The following is an 18,425-nucleotide window of genomic DNA, read 5'->3' on the forward strand; positions in this document are numbered from 1 at the left end:
GAGTACTAATGAGAATTGCTTTATTTACGGATACATTTGCTCCAGAAGTTAACGGAGCTGCTAAAACACTTTATCAATTTACCCAGTATGTCAAATCAAAGCAAATTCCCATCCAGGTATTTGCTCCTGAATTTGCTCATGATCAGTCATTTTCAACGTATGTTCACCGTTCGCTCAGCATGCCGTTTTTCCTTTATCCAAACAGCCGCTTTTCATTGCCAAACGTTCTAAAAATTAAAAAGCAGCTGCAGGAATTCAATCCTTCTATTATTCATTTGGCCACTCCTTTTACAATGGGGCTTTGCGGCTCCTATTACGGGAAAAGATTAGGTGTTCCTCTTGTCGGCTCTTATCATACCAAGTTTGATGATTATTTATCTCACTATGAACTTGAAAAAATGCGTGTACCACTGCAAAAATATATGAAATGGTTTTATAAACCTGTACAAAAAATATTCGCTCCCTCTGAAGTGACCAAACAGCAGCTAGAAGAACAAGGGTTTCACAACGTATCTATTTGGTCGCGAGGAGTAAATCATAAATTATTTCACCCCCACTATGACCGCTTTGATATTCGTATTAAATATAATATTAAAAAGCCCTACATTTTAACGTATGTAGGAAGATTAGCTAAAGAAAAGAACGCTGATTTTTTAATAAAAATCGCACGATCTCTACCGGATCATATCCGCCATCAAATTCACTGGGTTATTGTAGGAGACGGCCCTTTAAAAGAACAAATGCAGCAGCAAGCATCTGAGCATATGACATTTACAGGCTTCCTTGAAGGTAAGCAACTTGCTCATATCTATTCATCATCTGATTTGTTTGTTTTTCCTTCAGAAACAGAAACCTTCGGAAATGTTGTACTGGAGTCTCTTGCTTCTGGAACTCCTGTAGTGGCAGCAAATGCAGGAGGAGTTAAACAGATGGTTCAGCACGGGCGAAACGGCTATCTTTGCAAACCTCACTCCTTAGAAGAATTCAGTTCGGCTATTACAGGTTTACTCGATGATTTGCACCAGCGGCTTCACTTTGGCCATGCAGCGAGACACTATGCTCTTACTCAATCATGGGACGCCATTTTTCAGCATTTGCTTTCAGAATATGAAGGTGTCGTAGAAAAATCTGCTGCAGATATTCAATTGGCATAAAAAAATCTCCGTTTTCACGGAGATTTTTTTATTATTTAGCTAAAGCTTGAGTTTTTAATGCTTCCGCTTTGTCTGTGAACTCCCAAGGAAGCTCCACATCCGTACGACCAAAGTGGCCGTAAGCTGCTGTTTGCTTATAAATTGGGCGACGTAAATCAAGCATTTTAATGATGCCTGCTGGACGTAGGTCAAAGTTTTTGCGTACTACGTCTACTAGTACTTCTTCAGAAACTTTTCCTGTACCGAATGTATCAATTGAAATAGATACTGGTTGTGCAACACCAATTGCATATGCTAGTTGTACTTCACATTTATCAGCAAGATCAGCTGCTACAATGTTTTTCGCAACATAACGAGCTGCATAAGCTGCTGAACGGTCTACTTTTGTTGCATCCTTACCAGAGAATGCACCGCCGCCGTGACGAGCATATCCGCCGTAAGTATCAACGATAATTTTACGACCAGTTAAACCAGCATCTCCTTGAGGACCGCCGATTACGAAACGTCCTGTTGGGTTAATGAAATACTTTGTATTTTCATCAATTAACTCGTTTGGAACAACTGGATTAATAACATATTCTTTTAAGTTACGTTGAATTTGCTCTAACGTTACTTCTGGATGATGCTGAGTTGAAATAACAATTGTATCGATGCGAACAGGTTTGTTGTTTTCATCATATTCAACTGTTACTTGTGTTTTACCATCCGGGCGAAGGTAAGGAAGAATTTCTTCTTTACGTACTTCTGTTAGACGGCGAGCAAGTTTATGAGCTAATGAAATTGGAAGAGGCATTAATTCTTTTGTTTCGTTACATGCATAACCAAACATTAAGCCTTGGTCTCCAGCTCCGATTGCTTCGATTTCTTCATCTGACATTTGACCTTCACGTGCTTCTAACGCTTGGTCTACACCAGCAGCGATATCAGCTGACTGCTCGTCGATAGATGTTAATACTGCACAAGTTTCAGCATCAAATCCGTATTTTGCACGAGTATAGCCAATTCCTTTAATTGTTTCACGAACTGTTTTAGGAATATCCACGTAAGTAGAAGTTGTAATTTCACCACTTACTAAAACTAAACCAGTTGTTACGCTTGTTTCACAAGCAACACGAGCATTTGGATCCTTTGCTAGGATAGCATCAAGAATTGAGTCAGAAATTTGGTCACAAATTTTATCGGGATGTCCCTCTGTAACAGATTCTGACGTGAACAGACGACGTTGTGTTGACATCAGTTTTCCTCCTTATAAATACGATACATTGTGATACGGTACTCATTCCCTTATTTTCATTACACGTTAAAAAATATAAAAAAACCTTTCCTTGTATCGAGGAAAGGTATCAAATTCTACATAAGCCTTTCACTCTTATCGATCAAGGTTGTGCCCTTGCATCAGGTTAGCACCTTATCGTCTACACAAAAAAATGACGATGGTTGCTGGGTTTCATAGGGCCTGTCCCTCCACCAGCTCGGGATAAGAGAGTATCCGTTCAAGGACATATAATACATGAAAAAGCGCTTCACTGTCAACAACATTCAAATGGAAATCATCTCTTTATGTTTGAATCTGTTTTAATGTAACATACTCAAATTCCGAAATAGTACACCTTATTAAGAATCATCACTAAGTTTAGTTAATAAGACAGATCAAAATGAGGCTTTCACTTAAAATAGCTTCACTTTTTTCGCTCCTAGCACATATACATGTGTCTAAAATAGGTATAACGTACATTTTTTTATAATACACAAACATTTTTAGTTAAATAGTATAGAATAATTAAATAAATGTGTTATACTAATTATAAATTTCAAACATTAATGAATAAATAATAGCTAAAAAAGGAAGGTAGTGCACATGAGTACTGTTGATATGTCTATCGAATTAAATGGTTTGCTTCAATTAAAAACAACAAAACACCAATTATCTGTTCCACAACTTGTTGAAAAAATTCTAGCTCGACGCGAAGGAATGCTGACTTCTACAGGTGCTGTGTCAGTCGAAACCGGAAAATATACAGGTCGCTCTCCTTTAGATAAATTTATTGTAAGCGATGCTGTGTCTTCAAAAACGGTTGAATGGGGACCTGTCAATCAGCCAATTTCTGCTCAGCGATTCGATGCGCTATACAAAAAAGTCTTAACCCACTTAAAGAAGCAGGATGAACTTTTTGTTTTTAATGGATATGCTGGAGCTGATAAAAAGTATCAGTTACCAATTCAAGTAGTTAATGAATTTGCATGGCACAACCTATTCGCTCAGCAGTTATTCATTCGCCCTTCAGCCGAACAAAAAACAAATGATGATGTGAAGCCGTTTACAATTGTAGCAGCTCCAACGTTCAAAGCTGACCCTGAAACAGACGGGACGAATTCTGAAACCTTCATTATTCTTTCGTTAGAGCGACGCATTGTGCTAATTGGAGGAACTGAATACGCTGGTGAAATGAAAAAATCTATTTTCTCAGTGATGAACTTCTTACTTCCTCAAAACAATATTCTATCCATGCACTGTTCTGCTAACGTAGGAGAAGAAGGTGACGTTGCATTATTCTTTGGTTTATCTGGAACGGGTAAAACAACGCTTTCTGCTGATGCAAACCGTCGTTTAATCGGAGATGACGAGCACGGTTGGTCAAGCTCTGGTGTATTTAATATTGAAGGAGGATGCTACGCGAAGTGCATTCAGCTTTCCGAAGAAAAAGAACCGCAAATCTTCAATGCAATTCGCTTCGGCGCCGTACTGGAAAATGTAGTGTTAAATCAAAATACGAAAGTAGCAGATTACAATGATAATAGTTTAACAGAGAATACTCGTGCCGCTTATTCAATTGACTCTATTGATAATACGGTATTGCCAAGCGTTGCCGGGCACCCTACAGCTATTGTCTTTTTAACTGCTGATGCTTTCGGTGTCTTGCCTCCAATCAGCAAGCTTACAAAAGAACAAGCAATGTACCATTTTCTGAGCGGATACACTAGTAAGTTAGCTGGAACAGAGCGCGGCGTAACATCGCCACAGGCTACTTTCTCTACATGCTTTGGTGAGCCTTTCTTACCTCTTGCTCCAACAACTTATGCAGAAATGCTAGGAAAGAAAATCGATGAACATAATGTAAATGTCTACCTTGTAAATACTGGATGGACCGGCGGTGAATACGGGGTGGGCGAACGAATGAAGTTAAGTTACACTCGAGCTATGGTTCAAGCAGCCCTTGAAGGAGAACTCGCTAATACCGAAACAGTAACAGATGCTATTTTTGGTTTATCGATTCCAACTCATGTTCCGGGCGTTCCTGATGAAGTGCTTCAGCCTTCTAAAGCATGGAACGATGCAACAGCTTATAACCAAAAGGCAACTGAGCTTGCTGCTAAATTCAAAGCTAATTTCAAGCGTTTTAACGATGTAGCATCTGACATTTCAACATTAGGCGGACCTAGAGTCTAATAAAAAAACGATCGTCTTATAGACGATCGTTTTTTTAGTTAGTCGAATGTAATTTTGTCAGTTCATATGTGACAATGGTTTTTTCCTGCTCCATTTCTACCTTACGCACAACAGCAGTTCCAATACATTCTCCATTTTTCGTTTTGTGAACGTTTAATGGAATATCTAACGGATACAAGCGATATCCTTTTTTCTCAATTTGAAAAATGTTATCCGTTACACGCTTTTCGTTGCCTTTTGTCACAATCATTGTATTTAATTCTAGCGGCATCCCCATTTTTTCTCACTCCTCACTGTTATTCTACTTGTTTTCTCTATCGTAGCATATCTTTTATTGCGCTTTCATCCACTTCGTTAACTTCTTCACCGTTTCTCGGTTTTCTTTTGGTGGAAAAGCATGTGGAAAGTTTTCGAAGTACCAGCTGGTAACTTTTTTATTGGCCTTCTTTAGTTTAGATTCGAGCTGATAGGAATGATCAATCGACACGTTTTTATCTTCTAAACCATGAATAAGCAAGACCGGCGGCTCGACGAGATGAGCACGGTGCAAAGGGGTCCTCCATTCGTATCTTTCAGGATATTTAGAAGGAGTTCCTCCAATCACCCGCTTCATCATTCTTCTTAAATCTTCTCTTTCTTCATATGTCAGCACCATATCCGTGACGCCTCCCCATAACACAAGAGAGCGGCTGTCGGTTTTTTCAATGGCTGTGAGTAAAGCCATCACTCCCCCTCTTGAAAACCCAAAAATATGAATGCGGTCATGGTGGACGTTAGGGAGCTGTTTCAGTAAATCGTAAGCAGCAAAAGCATCGTAACGATCATCTCCAGCAAAATCTTCGTTTCCTTCGCCTCCTTGATTTCCCCTGTAGAACGGAGCCATCACAATAAAACCTTGAGAAGCAAATTGAATGAGTCGAGCAGGACGAACCGTTCCTACGTTCTTAATACCTCCTCTTAAGTATAAAAAGCCGTCATACATTCCTTTTTCTTTTGGCTCTGCGAGCATTCCTTTAATCTTAAGTCCTTGACATGCATATGTAATCACCCACAGCGCCACGCGAGGGTTTGATGATGGGAAACGCTGTTTATGAAGAATTGTTCCATCTTTCATTTTTTTCCTCCATTCTTTATATAACTAGCCTGCTTTCTCCCGCTAAGGTGTACTTTCAATTGTTGACTAATAGTTCTTTGATTTTCCACATAGTTATATAGGCACTCACCTTCTTCCACTTCTTTACATACATTATCATAAAATATTTTATTATTTTAAGGGGGTTTGCTTTATGAAACCAATCAAATGGCTTTTTTCTTTGCTTGCTATTATGATTTTATTCATTCCACTAATTAGCTGCGGCAAAACAACATCTGTACAAACGGTTCGTGTTGGCGAAGTAACTCGTTCTATCTTTTATGCTCCCCAGTACGTCGCTATTTCAAAAGGCTTTTTTGAAGAAGAAGGACTAAAGGTAGATTTAAAAACAACGTGGGGCGGAGATAAGACAATGACGTCACTTTTATCTGACGGCATCGACGTCGCCCTAGTCGGCTCGGAAACTTCAATCTACGTATATGCACAGGGGTCTAGTGATCCCGTCATCAACTTTGCACAACTAACCCAAACCGACGGAACATTTCTAGTAGCACGTAAAAAAGTCGATCACTTCTCATGGGATCAGCTTAAAGGCAAAACGTTTCTTGGTCAACGTAAAGGCGGCATGCCGCAAATGGTAGGGGAATATGTGTTGAAACAGCATAATATTGATCCTAAAAAAGATGTAAAACTCGTTCAAAACATTGATTTTGCTAACGTTGCGAATGCTTTTGCTTCTGGTACTGGAGATTACGTTCAATTATTTGAGCCAACGGCTAGTATTTTAGAGAAACAAGGAAAAGGACATATCGTTGCTTCCTTTGGAAAAGAATCAGGAACAGTTCCTTATACAACATTTATGGCCAAAGAAAGCTATTTAAAAGATAACCCTGAAGCAGCAGCTAAATTTACTCGAGCTATGTACAAAGCACAAAAATGGGTGAATACACATAGCACAGATGAAATTGCTGAAGTGGTTGCACCGTATTTCGAAGATACGCCTAAAGAAACGCTGAAAACTGTTATTGACCGCTATAAATCCCAAAAATCTTTTGCAACTAACCCTTTATTAGATCAAAAAGAGTGGGATCATTTACAAAAAATAATGGATGAATCTGGAGAACTTCCAAGACACATCGATCACAACAAGCTAGTCAACACAAAATTCGCAAAAGATGCAATGAGTGAGTAATATGACAAAACTTCACATTCAAGATGTTCAGCATATGTATCTTACGACAAAGTCTGCTACCACTGCACTTGAACATATTAATTTGTCTATTGAAGAAGGAGAATTTGTTTCCTTTCTCGGCCCAAGCGGATGTGGAAAAACAACGCTTCTATCGATTATTGCAGGCTTGATTGAACCAACGTCCGGCTCTGTCACAATAGACGGTGAAAATATCGGAACATCAGTCCCAAACATCGGTTATATGCTTCAACAAGATTATTTGTTTCCGTGGAAAACCATTAAAGAAAATATTTTACTTGGGCTTGAAATTCGCGGACAGCTAACAGATAAAACAGAGAGTAACGCACTGTTACTCCTAAAAGAAATTGGTTTACAGGGCGTAGATGACCTATATCCGCATCAGTTATCCGGAGGCATGAGACAACGTGTCGCTTTAGTCCGAACACTTGCCATTGACCCCGCTATTTTACTCTTAGATGAACCTTTTTCAGCACTTGATTTTCAAACAAAACTCAAGCTTGAAGAACTTGTCTCCAAAACGCTGATGACCTATCAAAAAACGGCCGTTTTGGTCACGCACGATATCGGCGAAGCTATTGCCATGAGCAGCCGAATCTTTTTATTCTCAGCAAAGCCGGGAAAAATCGCAAAAACATTTACGGTTCCTTCTATTTTACGAACCCTCTCTCCGTTTGAAGCACGACAGCACCCTGTCTATAACGACTTATTTATGGATATATGGAAGGAGCTTGATCAACTTGAAACCTACTAGCTCCCTAGATACTCTTCATGAAAGCTACCTTCGCAAGGTTTTGGTCGAAAAACGATTAGTACTGAGCGTGCAGCTGATAATTTTCTTAGCCTTTTTTAGCTTATGGGAACTGGCTTCTCGTTTAAAGTGGATTGACCCTTTAATCTTCAGTTCCCCTACTAAAGTATGGCATTTATTTTTAATTAAACTTGCCGACGGCTCGCTGGCAGAACATATTGGTTTTACGTTATTTGAAACAGTTCTTGGCTTCATTTTAGGCACAGTGCTAGGTATTTTACTTGCAACGGCCCTTTGGTATTCAACGAGGCTTGCAAACATATTAGACCCTTACCTCGTTATTTTAAACGCCATGCCAAAAGTAGCGCTGGGCCCTATTTTAATTGTAGCGATCGGTCCAGGTTTTTTCTCAATCTTAACGATGGGGGCGATTATATCCGTTATTATTACATCCATCGTCGTTTACACAGCATTTAAAGAAGTTGATCCAAACTATATTAAATTACTAAAAAGCTTTGGGGCAACGAAAACCCGCTGTTTTAAAGAAGCTATTTTGCCAGCTTCCATGCCTGCTATTATTTCCACATTTAAAGTAAATGTGGGCTTATCTTGGGTAGGCGTCATCGTAGGAGAATTTTTAGTTTCTTCAAAAGGGCTTGGATATATGATTATTTATGGTTTCCAAGTCTTCAACTTTACTCTTGTTCTTCTCAGCTTATTATTAATTGCCATTTTCGCTACGATTATGTATCAAGGCGTTGCTTATTTAGAAAAGAAATTGATCCGACGCTCATAAAAAATCCCCCCGTACAAACGGGGGGATTTTCATTGATAGGATACTTTTACAAAAATGTTCGCTTTACATATTTCATTACATATTGTAAAACATTATCTTTCATGATGAAGCTGTATGCATCATCTTGTTGAATGCCCGAAGGTAGTTCATCAATCATTACGGGACCATCCGTTTCCATGTAGTCTTCTTTTTTAATTACATTTCCAATAGTAGCAAAATAAATGTTTTTAATAATGGTCTTTCCTTTACTTACTACTTTATATTGCCCAATATAAGTTAAAGAAGAGACTTCTCCGCCTGTTTCTTCGAATACTTCTCGAACCGCTGCTTCTTCTGGTACTTCATTGCCTTCTAGTTTTCCTCCGGGAAATTCTAAACCTCGTTTTGAGTGATTCGTTAGCAACCATTGATTTTCATACCTGCATACGACCCAAACATGACGTGGAGTTTTCGAGAATGGATTTTTTTCAAATGATAAAAATACTTGATTATGATATGCATCCTTAAATGTGTACATGGTCGACTCAAACTCCATTTGATTTTTCCCTTATTTTATCATACATTACGGCCATACCTGATAAGAAAAGTATGCTCGTACTTTTTTTCTTTGCTTTTTACCCCTTATTCCATTCTATCTGAAGATAAAATATTCATCTGTTTGATATGTGATTTTGTTTCATCGTCTCCTAGCTGATAAAGCATGGCATATATTTCAACTGTCGTTTTATCGTACATATCATTTTGAGAATCATGATGATATTCCAGATACGGAATATGTGATCGCCAAAAGCTTGACCAATCGCTTGAAGCACGCTGATCTAAATACGTTCTCAGCTTCTCCACTTCTTCATCTGTTGCTTCAATCGCATAATTCCAATCTGAAGCAGTATTTGACTGATTGATTTCTCCTGAACTCAGAGATAGATAATATTTTTTTGTCATGAAAGATATTCAGCTCCTTCTTTCTAGTGCCAACTTATCTTTCTTATTTGTATCTTATTCTTTTTTTATACACTCTACGATTTAAAGCGGTCTTTTAAAATCGCTATTGCTTTTTTTAGCGGCGCTGGAATTGGAATTCCTACAATTCCTGCATTTTCTGTAATTGAAATCATTTCGTTTAAAATATAGAACAAAATAGCTCCATCTCGAATAATATGACCGTTTTCCCAGAATACGGAATCGATAAAGTTTGCTACAGCAATCATGGCAAAAATAAAAATCTTTTTCGCAATTCCTTTAAAACCTACTTTGCTAGATAAACGTTTATTTATAAAAGCTGCGATCGTGCCTGTCAAATAATCCATTGTCACTAACGCTACTAAAGCCATTAGTAAATAGTCCCACTCTCCAAATAAAAAAAAAGCCAGTGAACCTAAACTTGAAATTATCAAGACAGAAAGCTTCTGCATATCCACTTTTTTCACCCTTTCAGCAGTCATATCCCTACAGTATATGCCGGTAAAAAAAAAGTGTTCGTCCATCTTATCATAAAAAAACCTGCGATTACTCGCAGGTTTTAATTACTTGCCTAGGAATGATTTTAACATCCACGTATGCTTTTCTAAGCTTTGATGAATGGCTAACAGCATGTCTCCTGTTGTTTCGTCGCCCGCTTCACCGGCTGCGTCCATTCCTTCTTTTAATTCAGCAGTTAGCGTATCAAAATCGCTTACTAAAGAAGCAACCATATCTTTAGCCGTTTCGCTTCCATCCGCTTCTTTAATAGAAGAAAGTTCTAACGATTCTTTCATTGTTGCCACAGGTTTTCCTTCTAATGCTAAAAGGCGTTCTGCAAGGTCATCAATAATTGTAGCTGTTTCCGTATACAGCTCTTCAAACTTTTCATGAAGAGTGAAGAATTGTTCACCTTTTACGTACCAGTGAAAGTTATGAAGTTTTATGTACATTACACTAAAATTCGCTACTTGTTTATTAACGATTTCATTTACATTTACTGCCATGTTTTTCGCTCCTTTGTGAACTCTTTATATAATATAGTTGTACCCTTTTTTAGTTGATTAAAACATTTTTTATAAAAAGAGACATTTCCCTTTCTTTAGACTTAGAGAAACTTCTTCATCTTTTTTCAAATAAAATAAGCAGCCCAGCGGACTGCTTATTTTTAGCCAAATACTTTTTCTAAATCTTCTTTGTCCTGTTCTAGCCAGAACTTCATCAAGCGTTTTGCTCCTTCTAAATCGTGAAGTTTCGCTTGACCGCACTGCTTTTCGTTTGCTGCTGGAATTTCAGTAATGTTAATTGCATCTTTTAACGTATCGTCTAACAAATCAATAATTTCACGTACAGTCGGCTCACCGCTCACTACTAAGTAGTACCCTGTTTGACATCCCATAGGCGAAATATCAATAATATCAAAGTGATCATATTTTTCTACATGAGTACGAATATTAAAAGCTAATAAATGCTCTAGCGTATGAATAACGTCCGGCTTCATTGCTTGTTTGTTTGGCTGGCAAAAACGAATATCAAATTTATTTACAACGCCGTCGCTTCCCACTTTGTGAACACCGCAGTGTCTTACGTAAGGTGCTTTAACCGCATTATGATCTAGCTCAAAACTTTCTACTGATGGCATAATACCACTCCTTTTTTCTTCTTTCACCTATCATAACATGCAATTCCGATATATTTCATCCATTTAATAACCTTTATTTCTTTTAGTTGCTTTTTATTCCTTCTATCCCTTATAGTATGAGCAAACACGAAAGAAAGAACGTGATAATAAATGATTGCAAAGCTTTTGCTTTTACTTATAAAAGGATATCAAAAAGGAATTTCACCTTTTCTTCCGGCAAGGTGCCGGTTTTACCCTACTTGCTCCCAGTACGGAGTTGAATCCATTAAACGCTTTGGTGCCGTAAAGGGATCTTATTTGACTGTAAAACGAATTTTAAAATGCCACCCATTCCATCCGGGTGGCATCGATGAAGTACCTGAGAAAAAATCACACTAAGCTTTAGTTGTTTTCGATTGCTTCATACCCATTTACAACAACATCTAGCTTTCCTGTATTTGGATCAATAACTAGTCCATGTACAGGAGTATCTTTTGAAAATAGAGGATGATTACGGATTGTCTCTACACTATGCTGAACAGTCTCTTCTACTGAATCAAAACCCGTTAACCATTGTTTCAAGTCCATAGAATATTCAATGGTATTAATCACTTCATCTGAGATGCCTTTTGCTCTTACTTTCTCTAAAAAAGGTTCCGCCTGAAGTTTACCTGCTCCACAGTCGTGGTGACCAATTACACATACCTCATCTGCTTGAAGCTCGTACACAGCTACTAAAATGCTTCGCATAATACTTCCAAATGGATGTGAAACAAGCGCTCCTGCGTTTTTAACAATTTTCACGTCTCCGTTGCGCAAATTCAAAGCGTGTGGAAGTAATTCTACCAATCTTGTGTCCATACACGATAAAATAACCATTTTTTTATCAGGGAATTTGCTTGTTTCGTAAAGTTCATACTTCTTTTCTTCTACAAATTTTTGGTTGAATTCTAAAACATCTTGTAATAAGCTCATCTGCTGTCTTCTCCTTCATAAAAAAAATTCTTTCTTGTATTATAATACTTTTTCCTATAAGATGAAAAGTGTTAAATCGTAATCATTATTATTTATAAACAAGAAAGTAGGTTATAACAGTGAAAAAAATTCCMGTTACCGTTTTAAGCGGATACCTTGGTTCAGGTAAAACAACTCTTTTGAACCATATTTTAAAAAATAAAGAAGGTTTAAAAGTCGCGGTCATTGTCAATGACATGAGCGAAGTAAATATTGATGCAGACTTAGTTAAACAAGGCGGATTCTCTCGAACAGAAGAAAAACTTGTTGAAATGCAAAATGGCTGTATTTGCTGTACGCTTCGAGACGATCTAATGAAAGAGGTAGAACGCCTAGTAGACAATGGTGATATTGATTATATTGTCATTGAATCTTCCGGAATCAGCGAACCTATCCCTGTTGCTCAAACATTTACTTATATTGATGAAGAGCTGGGAATTGATTTAACTCAGAAATGTTCGTTAGATACGATGGTCACTGTAGTAGATGCCAATCGCTTTTGGGAAGACTTTTCATCCAGCGAAAGCTTATTAGACCGCAAAGAAGGAACAGATGAAAACGATACAAGAGAAGTGATTGATTTGTTAATCGATCAAATTGAATTTGCAAACGTCATTTTGTTAAACAAAGTTGATTTGTTAACAAAAGATGATGCAGATGAGCTGGAGGCTGTTCTTCACAAATTAAACTCAGAAGCCACTGTTATCCAAACAATTAATAGTGAAGTAAGCCTTGAAGCCATACTTCATACCGACTTATTCGACTTTGAAAAAGCTAGTCAAGGAGCCGGATGGATTAAAGAATTAAATGAGGAGCACCATACGCCTGAAACGGAAGAGTTCGGTATTTCTTCTTTTGTATACAGAAGGAACCGTCCCCTTCATCCTGAACGCTTCATGAAATGGTTAGAGAACTGGCCGGTTGATATTGTACGTGCAAAGGGATTTTTCTGGCTTGCTTCACGTAATAATATGGCAGGACTTCTTTCTCAAGCCGGTACGTCCATTATGATTCAAGCAGCGGGTGAATGGATAGCAACTTACGCCCCGGAAGAAAGAGAACAAACCTTAAAAGAAGAGCCTGAATTACGAGCAAAATGGGATGAACAATTTGGAGATCGTATTAACGAGCTTGTGTTCATTGGTATTGATATGAACAAAGCTGAAATAATTGAAACTTTAGACCGCTGTTTGCTGACAAATGAGGAAATGAATCAAGATTGGGCTACTCTCAAAGATCCCCTTCCTAAATTTACAGTAGGTGCGTAAATTTTTAGTTTTCAAATCGTAATAATTACGATATAATAACATAGGTCATAAATGGTTACGATACGAACGGAAGGAGCAACATAATGAAATTCAAACCACTTTTAATGGTGCTTGCATTAGGAATTGGAACAGCTCTTGCGGGGTGCAGTTCAAGCAGTGCAAATAACGCATCTGATAATAAAAACAAAAAATTAGAAGTTTATACAACAATCTACCCTTTACAGGACTTTACTGAAAAAATCGGTGGAAAATATGTAGAAGCTAAAAGCATTTTACCAACCGGTGTAGATGCGCACTCATTTGAGCCTACAACAAAAACAATGGTCAAAATCGCCAACGCGGACGCATTTGTTTACTCAGGAATTGGGCTTGAAGGTTTTGCAGATAAAGCACAGTCTACACTTAAAAATGAAGATGTAGCTTTAGTAGAAGCTGCAAAAGGAATTAAATTAGCAAAGAGTTCTGAAGATGAGCATGCCCACGAAAACGAACATGCCCATGAAGAAGAGCATAACCACGGAGATACAGACCCTCACGTTTGGCTTGATCCTGTTTTAGCTATTCAATTAGCAGAAAATATTAAAGACGAACTTATTGAATTAAAACCAGATAAAAAAGCAGAGTTTGAAAAGAACTTCCAATCGTTAAAGACTCAGCTTGAAGATGTGGACCAAGAGTTAAAAACAACGATTGGCGACGCACCTCATAAAGAAATTTTAGTATCACATGCAGCCTATGGCTACTGGGAAAAACGATACGGCTTAAAGCAAATTAGCGTAGCGGGTTTATCTCCTACAAATGAGCCGTCTCAGAAACAATTAGAAAACATCGTAAAACAAGCAAAAAAAGACCATATCAAATACTTTATCTTTGACCAAAATTTAAAGCCTAAAGTGTCTACGCTTGTAAAAAATGAAGTAGGAGCTCAACCTTTAACACTTCATAACTTAGAGTCATTAACAAAAAACGATGTTAAAAATAAAGAAGATTATTTCTCCATTATGCAACACAATATTGATACGTTGAAAAAAGCATTATATTAATAAAAAAACTAGCCTCCCGGCTAGTTTTTTTATTGTAATTTATATTTTTGCTTAAAGCGTTCTACACGGCCGCCTTTATCAGCAAATTTTTGTTTTCCTGTATAAAATGGATGTGTATCCGAACTGATTTCAACTTTTAAAAGCGGATATGTGTTGCCATCTTCCCATTGAACGGTCTCATTTGATTGTTTTGTAGATCCTGATAAAAATGATGTTCCGCTATTTGTATCCATAAATACAACTTTACGATAGTCTGGATGAATATTTGTTTTCATTAAATATCTCTCCTTTAAAACAATATATACTCATTATAATCGTAATGATTACTATTTTCAAGTTATATGTTTTACCAATTCTGATGCATAAAGCGTGGTAAAAAGTGGACAATAAGGTTTATCAATACTTTACTGGAAAGGTTGAAAAATGAATGGATCATTTAGTTACTGCACGTTCAATGTTTGGTCTGAACATGGGAGTACATATCATTTTTGCCACTCTTGGCGTCGGCATTCCTCTCATGATTTTATTGGCTGAAATTCTTTACTACAAAACAAAAGATAAAGATTATGAACTTATGGCACAGCGTTGGACAAAAGGAGCTGCTGTCCTGCTTGGAGTCGCCATTCCTACGGGAACGATTGCTGGTGTACAATTAGCTTTGCTTTGGCCGGGTTTTATGGAAATCGTAGGAAAAGTGATGGCTCTTCCCTTTCAAATTGAAATTTATGCTTTCTTTATTGAGGCTCTGTTTCTCTCTATTTACGTATACGCAGCGGACCGTATTTCTCGAAAAATGAGGATTATCAGTCTAATTTTAGTAGCAATAGGCGCTCTTGCCTCTGCCGTTTTAATTACAAACGTGCACGCATTTGAAGGAACACCTGCTGGCTTTCGAATTTTAAATGGCGAAATTGTAAGCGTAGATCCTTGGGCAGCTTTCTTTAATCCGAGTTTCTTTGTAACGTCCGGTCACGTAGCCGTTTCTGCTTATACAACCGGAGGCTTTGTCATTGCTTCAGTCGCTGCCTTTAAAATGCTTCGTGCGCGAAAACATAATCCAAGAGAATATAAATTTCATCATAAAGCGCTGATGATGGGATTAGTAATCGGCGGGATTTTTTCTTTTGTAACAGCTTTGAATGGACATGAATCTATGCAAAAAGTATACGAATATCAACCCGAAAAACTTGCAGCAGCTGAAGGTCTATTTGAAACGCAAGATCATGCGCCATTAGCTTTAGGTGGATTCACAGATGAAAAAGAACAGCGAGTCAAGTATGGAATTGAGTTTCCATGGATGCTCAGCTTCTTGTCGGGTAATAGCTTTAATACAGTGATTACTGGACTTAATGACTTCCCTAGGGATTATTGGCCGCCGCTTTTTGTGCATACCTTGTTTAACGGTATGGTCATTATCGGATCGATTTTAATTTTAGTGGCGCTAGTGGGCGTTGTTTGGTACAAGTTTTTAAAGAAGAAAAGCTTCCCTAAAATTTTCATGTGGGCATTTGTCGCAACGGGCCCTCTCGCGATCATGGGCATTGAATTCGGATGGATTTTCGCATGTACCGGAAGACAGCCCTGGGTCATTTACCGCATCATGCGTACATCAGAAGCAGTTACCACTTCTGCTAATTTGCATATTTTATTTTTTTTATTTTTGCTTGTTTATATCGTACTCGTGGCCGCAGTCGCCCTTGTACTGGTGTTTTATTTCAGAAGAAATCCGCTTTCTAAAGAGCTTGCTGCGCAAGCAGATTAAAAAGGATGTGAGAATATGGGTGATTCATTACTAGCAATTACTGTAATATGGGGCTTCATTTTTATCTATGCCGTAATGGGAACGATGGACTTTGGAGCTGGCTTTTGGTCGATGGTATATATTAATCGTACGAAAACAAATGCTACAGATGTAGCAAACAGATATCTATCACCTACTTGGGAAGTAACCAATGTATTTATCGTTGCGATTGTTGTTGCGCTGTTTAGTTTTTTTCCTCGAGCTACATTTACGCTTGGCACAGTGTTACTAATACCCGGAAGTATCATTTTACTTCTCTTATCTATTCGAAGCGGATTTTTAGTGTTTTCACACTATGCTAGCAGCTTCAAATATCGGAGAGCGTTGGTTTATATATCCGGTATATCCGGCGTGTTAATTCCTGCTTTTTTAATCGCTGTACTGCCAGTAAGTCAAGGTGGGTTTATTGATATAATTGATGGCACGCAGCAATTAAACTTAGCAAAAGTATTTTCAAGTCCGCACGTCTATTCATTTATCGGATTTGCCATAAGCTCTTCGCTGTTTCTATCGTCTCTGTTATTAGCAGATTACTCGAAGTCATCTGACGAAATGGAAGCTTATGCGGTCTATCGGCGTGATGCGCTCATTACAGGACCTCTTTCCCTGCTAATGGCTATCTTTATTATGATTACAATGCAATCAGAAGCAAGCTGGTTATATGATAAAATGATGCAGTTTAAGCCCCTTCTTTACGGATCTGTAGGTCTATTTGTAGTAGCTGGTATTGCTCTGCTGCTACCTTCTCAAAAAGGAAAAGGCATGCCTCGTTTAGCCGTGGTATCCATTATCCTTCAATATTTCTTAGCAAGTTACGTATACGGACGAAGTCATTTACCTTATGTTGTCTATCCAAACGTAACGATTGAGAATGGATTTACACATCCCGATGCATTTCATTCTTTATTTATTGTGTATATTGTTGGTTTTGCTATTTTATTTCCTGGATTCTTTTATTTCTGGCGTCTATTTATGAAAGACAATAAAGAATACAGCAAAAAGAAACCATATTAAAAAACCCGGTCAGCACTTGACCGGGTTTTCTTATGAAGCAGCAGATTTTACTACTACTTCAGCAAAACCTTTAGCAAATACCTTACATTTTTCTACATCTTCCCCAAAGGGGGAGAGCTCGATTTTCAAACCGGGAACGGCTATATTTCCGTTACGTTTCTTTATTTTTTCTTCAATTAAATCAACTGCTCCGCAAAAAACATCATATGATGAATCACCTGAGCCAAATACAGCCATCTGCTTTTGACTGAGATCTATATCATCCATTTCATCATAAAGATCTAAAAAATCATCTGGTAGCTCTCCATCTCCCCACGTATAAGCTCCAAAGATAATAGATTCTGCAGATACAAGGTCAGAAGCATCAATGTCATATACTTCTGCTCGTTTCACATGCAATCCATGCTTGACTAATTCTTCTTCGATCAAATCGGCTATCGCTTCTGTGTTACCTGACATACTCGCATAAGCTAGTAAGATTTCCTTCATGTAAATGACGCTCCTTTACACCAGCAGTGTCGGCCGCATATCCCCTTCTTCAGCGCATTCTCGTTGAAGAGGACAGTTTTCACACTCACTGKATGCATAATTCTTTTGAAAATGTTTTGGTTCCATTAACACACTTTTGACAATATGTAGTTGAAGTATGGCTTTTTGATAATCGTCTGGTGCAATATGATAAGTTGTTGTTTCTCCAGTTAATAATGAATAAAAACGAATTTGTTCAGGAACCTTTTTAAAAGCTTGTTTCGAAAAAACGATAATAAAGTCTTTCATGGCGTTTTTCACTTCTTCATGGTCATCTAGAATGAATTTTGTTACCGTATAAGACTTCTCTGTCCATGCAGCAAAATCAATGGTTAGAGAAAGGTTGCTTTGAATTTCTTCTACATAAACGCTGTATTTCTCAAACACAAAAAGCGGTAATTCTACATGTGCTTTCTTTCCTAAAAACCTTAGTAAATAATCGCTTACTTTAGCTAACACATCGTAATAGTGAACGGGTGATGAAAACATATTTGGCTTTAGGCGCCAATATTTTTCAATGAGCTGTAAAACATAGAGGTTTGAGCGATACTCAACTGGCTTGCTATAGTATGTTTTAATGATTTGATGGACAGTTACTTGAACGAGCTGTTTCCAATCTATAGATGTTTTTTTCAAAAGAAGCTGCTGCTGATAAAATTTGTATGGACATCGAATAAATTGTTCGATGTGGTCGTTAGAGAGTGTCTTTATGTTCACTTTTATCGGT

22 protein-coding genes and 1 riboswitch are annotated in these 18,425 nt (G+C 37.8%); of the genes, 10 read left to right on the top strand and 12 right to left on the bottom strand.

What is annotated here, in order from left to right:
• Window positions 1-8 precede the first annotated feature (8 nt).
• Window positions 9-1,154 (top strand): glycosyltransferase family 4 protein, encoded by a 1,146-nt coding sequence (locus AC1DRF_RS00655; protein WP_427075361.1) that lies wholly within the window; start codon window positions 9-11, stop codon window positions 1,152-1,154.
• 31 nt (window positions 1,155-1,185) lie between these two features.
• Here AC1DRF_RS00655 and metK read toward each other — a convergent pair whose 3' ends face one another.
• Window positions 1,186-2,388, bottom strand: a complete 1,203-nt coding sequence (gene metK, locus AC1DRF_RS00660; RefSeq protein ID WP_013059536.1) for a methionine adenosyltransferase — start codon at window positions 2,386-2,388, stop codon at window positions 1,186-1,188.
• 132 nt (window positions 2,389-2,520) lie between these two features.
• A riboswitch (SAM riboswitch) is annotated at window positions 2,521-2,638 on the bottom strand.
• Window positions 2,639-3,012: 374 nt separating this feature from the next.
• On the opposite strand from metK, the gene pckA reads away from it, so the two are divergent.
• Window positions 3,013-4,602, top strand: coding sequence for a phosphoenolpyruvate carboxykinase (ATP) (pckA, locus tag AC1DRF_RS00665; protein WP_427075362.1), 1,590 nt, complete (start codon window positions 3,013-3,015; stop codon window positions 4,600-4,602).
• Window positions 4,603-4,636: 34 nt separating this feature from the next.
• On the opposite strand, the gene AC1DRF_RS00670 is transcribed toward pckA, so the two are convergent.
• Together AC1DRF_RS00670 and AC1DRF_RS00675 are read right to left on the bottom strand one after the other, a co-directional pair.
• Window positions 4,637-4,879 (bottom strand): DUF2584 domain-containing protein, encoded by a 243-nt coding sequence (locus AC1DRF_RS00670; protein WP_025750711.1) that lies wholly within the window; start codon window positions 4,877-4,879, stop codon window positions 4,637-4,639.
• Window positions 4,880-4,933: 54 nt separating this feature from the next.
• Window positions 4,934-5,716, bottom strand: a complete 783-nt coding sequence (locus tag AC1DRF_RS00675; RefSeq protein WP_230183012.1) for an alpha/beta hydrolase family protein — start codon at window positions 5,714-5,716, stop codon at window positions 4,934-4,936.
• A gap of 172 nt (window positions 5,717-5,888) precedes the next feature.
• Between AC1DRF_RS00675 and AC1DRF_RS00680 the strand changes: the two genes are divergently transcribed.
• Genes AC1DRF_RS00680 through AC1DRF_RS00690 form a run of 3 tightly spaced genes read left to right on the top strand, consistent with a single transcriptional unit; the run spans window position 5,889 to window position 8,452 of the window.
• Window positions 5,889-6,887 (top strand): ABC transporter substrate-binding protein, encoded by a 999-nt coding sequence (locus AC1DRF_RS00680; RefSeq protein WP_427075363.1) that lies wholly within the window; start codon window positions 5,889-5,891, stop codon window positions 6,885-6,887.
• Between the two features lies 1 nt (window position 6,888).
• On the top strand, window positions 6,889-7,659 hold the full coding sequence (locus AC1DRF_RS00685) for an ABC transporter ATP-binding protein (protein WP_075419758.1): 771 nt from the start codon (window positions 6,889-6,891) through the stop codon (window positions 7,657-7,659).
• Window positions 7,646-8,452, top strand: coding sequence for an ABC transporter permease (locus AC1DRF_RS00690; protein WP_427075364.1), 807 nt, complete (start codon window positions 7,646-7,648; stop codon window positions 8,450-8,452). The genes AC1DRF_RS00685 and AC1DRF_RS00690 overlap by 14 nt, the downstream gene beginning before the upstream one ends.
• Window positions 8,453-8,498: 46 nt before the next feature.
• On the opposite strand, the gene ytkD is transcribed toward AC1DRF_RS00690, so the two are convergent.
• From ytkD to AC1DRF_RS00715, 5 genes are all read right to left on the bottom strand, one after another.
• Window positions 8,499-8,969, bottom strand: coding sequence for an RNA deprotection pyrophosphohydrolase (gene ytkD / locus AC1DRF_RS00695; RefSeq protein WP_013059543.1), 471 nt, complete (start codon window positions 8,967-8,969; stop codon window positions 8,499-8,501).
• Between the two features lie 104 nt (window positions 8,970-9,073).
• Window positions 9,074-9,394, bottom strand: a complete 321-nt coding sequence (locus AC1DRF_RS00700) for a hydrolase (RefSeq protein ID WP_477740232.1) — start codon at window positions 9,392-9,394, stop codon at window positions 9,074-9,076.
• A gap of 74 nt (window positions 9,395-9,468) precedes the next feature.
• Window positions 9,469-9,894: a phage holin family protein gene (locus AC1DRF_RS00705; protein ID WP_477740233.1), complete on the bottom strand. Its 426-nt coding sequence runs from the start codon at window positions 9,892-9,894 to the stop codon at window positions 9,469-9,471.
• Window positions 9,895-9,975: 81 nt separating this feature from the next.
• Window positions 9,976-10,416 (bottom strand): Dps family protein, encoded by a 441-nt coding sequence (locus AC1DRF_RS00710; protein ID WP_013085268.1) that lies wholly within the window; start codon window positions 10,414-10,416, stop codon window positions 9,976-9,978.
• 161 nt (window positions 10,417-10,577) lie between these two features.
• Window positions 10,578-11,051 carry an S-ribosylhomocysteine lyase gene (locus AC1DRF_RS00715; protein ID WP_013059547.1) on the bottom strand — a complete coding sequence of 158 codons (474 nt, stop codon included), beginning with the start codon at window positions 11,049-11,051 and terminating at the stop codon, window positions 10,578-10,580.
• Window positions 11,052-11,201: 150 nt separating this feature from the next.
• Between AC1DRF_RS00715 and yidD the strand changes: the two genes are divergently transcribed.
• Window positions 11,202-11,429, top strand: a complete 228-nt coding sequence (gene yidD, locus AC1DRF_RS00720) for a membrane protein insertion efficiency factor YidD (protein ID WP_013059548.1) — start codon at window positions 11,202-11,204, stop codon at window positions 11,427-11,429.
• A 3-nt stretch (window positions 11,430-11,432) separates the two neighbouring features.
• On the opposite strand, the gene AC1DRF_RS00725 is transcribed toward yidD, so the two are convergent.
• Complete coding sequence (locus AC1DRF_RS00725; protein WP_013085269.1) at window positions 11,433-12,005, bottom strand: beta-class carbonic anhydrase; 573 nt, start codon at window positions 12,003-12,005, stop codon at window positions 11,433-11,435.
• Between the two features lie 119 nt (window positions 12,006-12,124).
• Between AC1DRF_RS00725 and AC1DRF_RS00730 the strand changes: the two genes are divergently transcribed.
• Entirely contained in the window at window positions 12,125-13,312 is a 1,188-nt protein-coding gene (locus AC1DRF_RS00730) for a GTP-binding protein (RefSeq protein WP_477740234.1), read from the top strand.
• 83 nt (window positions 13,313-13,395) lie between these two features.
• A complete protein-coding gene (locus AC1DRF_RS00735; protein ID WP_427075367.1) occupies window positions 13,396-14,355 on the top strand; it encodes a metal ABC transporter substrate-binding protein in 960 nt (319 codons plus the stop codon).
• A 29-nt stretch (window positions 14,356-14,384) separates the two neighbouring features.
• On the opposite strand, the gene AC1DRF_RS00740 is transcribed toward AC1DRF_RS00735, so the two are convergent.
• Window positions 14,385-14,630 (bottom strand): type B 50S ribosomal protein L31, encoded by a 246-nt coding sequence (locus AC1DRF_RS00740; RefSeq protein ID WP_013059552.1) that lies wholly within the window; start codon window positions 14,628-14,630, stop codon window positions 14,385-14,387.
• Between the two features lie 152 nt (window positions 14,631-14,782).
• Here AC1DRF_RS00740 and AC1DRF_RS00745 point away from each other — a divergent pair, with 152 nt between their 5' ends.
• Window positions 14,783-16,117, top strand: a complete 1,335-nt coding sequence (locus tag AC1DRF_RS00745; protein WP_013059553.1) for a cytochrome ubiquinol oxidase subunit I — start codon at window positions 14,783-14,785, stop codon at window positions 16,115-16,117.
• A 15-nt stretch (window positions 16,118-16,132) separates the two neighbouring features.
• Window positions 16,133-17,170, top strand: coding sequence for a cytochrome d ubiquinol oxidase subunit II (locus AC1DRF_RS00750; RefSeq protein WP_016765774.1), 1,038 nt, complete (start codon window positions 16,133-16,135; stop codon window positions 17,168-17,170).
• Window positions 17,171-17,200: 30 nt separating this feature from the next.
• Here AC1DRF_RS00750 and AC1DRF_RS00755 read toward each other — a convergent pair whose 3' ends face one another.
• The gene (locus tag AC1DRF_RS00755) at window positions 17,201-17,659 is read right to left on the bottom strand and encodes a flavodoxin (RefSeq protein WP_477740235.1); all 459 of its coding nucleotides are present in this window, start codon (window positions 17,657-17,659) and stop codon (window positions 17,201-17,203) included.
• Window positions 17,660-17,674: 15 nt separating this feature from the next.
• Window positions 17,675-18,415 (bottom strand): hypothetical protein, encoded by a 741-nt coding sequence (locus tag AC1DRF_RS00760; protein ID WP_477740236.1) that lies wholly within the window; start codon window positions 18,413-18,415, stop codon window positions 17,675-17,677.
• Window positions 18,416-18,425 lie beyond the last annotated feature (10 nt).

Source organism: Priestia sp. P5_B4 (genome assembly GCF_056400385.1).

What these genes read in the sequence shown, in the direction of transcription:
- AC1DRF_RS00655 (WP_427075361.1), top strand. Translation starts at nt 9, where the DNA reads ATGAGAATTGCTTTATTTACGGATACATTTGCTCCAGAAGTTAACGGA.
- metK (WP_013059536.1), bottom strand. Translation starts at nt 2,388, where the DNA reads ATGTCAACACAACGTCGTCTGTTCACGTCAGAATCTGTTACAGAGGGA.
- pckA (WP_427075362.1), top strand. Translation starts at nt 3,013, where the DNA reads ATGAGTACTGTTGATATGTCTATCGAATTAAATGGTTTGCTTCAATTA.
- AC1DRF_RS00670 (WP_025750711.1), bottom strand. Translation starts at nt 4,879, where the DNA reads ATGGGGATGCCGCTAGAATTAAATACAATGATTGTGACAAAAGGCAAC.
- AC1DRF_RS00675 (WP_230183012.1), bottom strand. Translation starts at nt 5,716, where the DNA reads ATGAAAGATGGAACAATTCTTCATAAACAGCGTTTCCCATCATCAAAC.
- AC1DRF_RS00680 (WP_427075363.1), top strand. Translation starts at nt 5,889, where the DNA reads ATGAAACCAATCAAATGGCTTTTTTCTTTGCTTGCTATTATGATTTTA.
- AC1DRF_RS00685 (WP_075419758.1), top strand. Translation starts at nt 6,889, where the DNA reads ATGACAAAACTTCACATTCAAGATGTTCAGCATATGTATCTTACGACA.
- ytkD (WP_013059543.1), bottom strand. Translation starts at nt 8,969, where the DNA reads ATGTACACATTTAAGGATGCATATCATAATCAAGTATTTTTATCATTT.
- AC1DRF_RS00700 (WP_477740232.1), bottom strand. Translation starts at nt 9,394, where the DNA reads ATGACAAAAAAATATTATCTATCTCTGAGTTCAGGAGAAATCAATCAG.
- AC1DRF_RS00705 (WP_477740233.1), bottom strand. Translation starts at nt 9,894, where the DNA reads ATGACTGCTGAAAGGGTGAAAAAAGTGGATATGCAGAAGCTTTCTGTC.
- AC1DRF_RS00710 (WP_013085268.1), bottom strand. Translation starts at nt 10,416, where the DNA reads ATGGCAGTAAATGTAAATGAAATCGTTAATAAACAAGTAGCGAATTTT.
- AC1DRF_RS00715 (WP_013059547.1), bottom strand. Translation starts at nt 11,051, where the DNA reads ATGCCATCAGTAGAAAGTTTTGAGCTAGATCATAATGCGGTTAAAGCA.
- yidD (WP_013059548.1), top strand. Translation starts at nt 11,202, where the DNA reads ATGATTGCAAAGCTTTTGCTTTTACTTATAAAAGGATATCAAAAAGGA.
- AC1DRF_RS00725 (WP_013085269.1), bottom strand. Translation starts at nt 12,005, where the DNA reads ATGAGCTTATTACAAGATGTTTTAGAATTCAACCAAAAATTTGTAGAA.
- AC1DRF_RS00735 (WP_427075367.1), top strand. Translation starts at nt 13,396, where the DNA reads ATGAAATTCAAACCACTTTTAATGGTGCTTGCATTAGGAATTGGAACA.
- AC1DRF_RS00740 (WP_013059552.1), bottom strand. Translation starts at nt 14,630, where the DNA reads ATGAAAACAAATATTCATCCAGACTATCGTAAAGTTGTATTTATGGAT.
- AC1DRF_RS00745 (WP_013059553.1), top strand. Translation starts at nt 14,783, where the DNA reads ATGGATCATTTAGTTACTGCACGTTCAATGTTTGGTCTGAACATGGGA.
- AC1DRF_RS00750 (WP_016765774.1), top strand. Translation starts at nt 16,133, where the DNA reads ATGGGTGATTCATTACTAGCAATTACTGTAATATGGGGCTTCATTTTT.
- AC1DRF_RS00755 (WP_477740235.1), bottom strand. Translation starts at nt 17,659, where the DNA reads ATGAAGGAAATCTTACTAGCTTATGCGAGTATGTCAGGTAACACAGAA.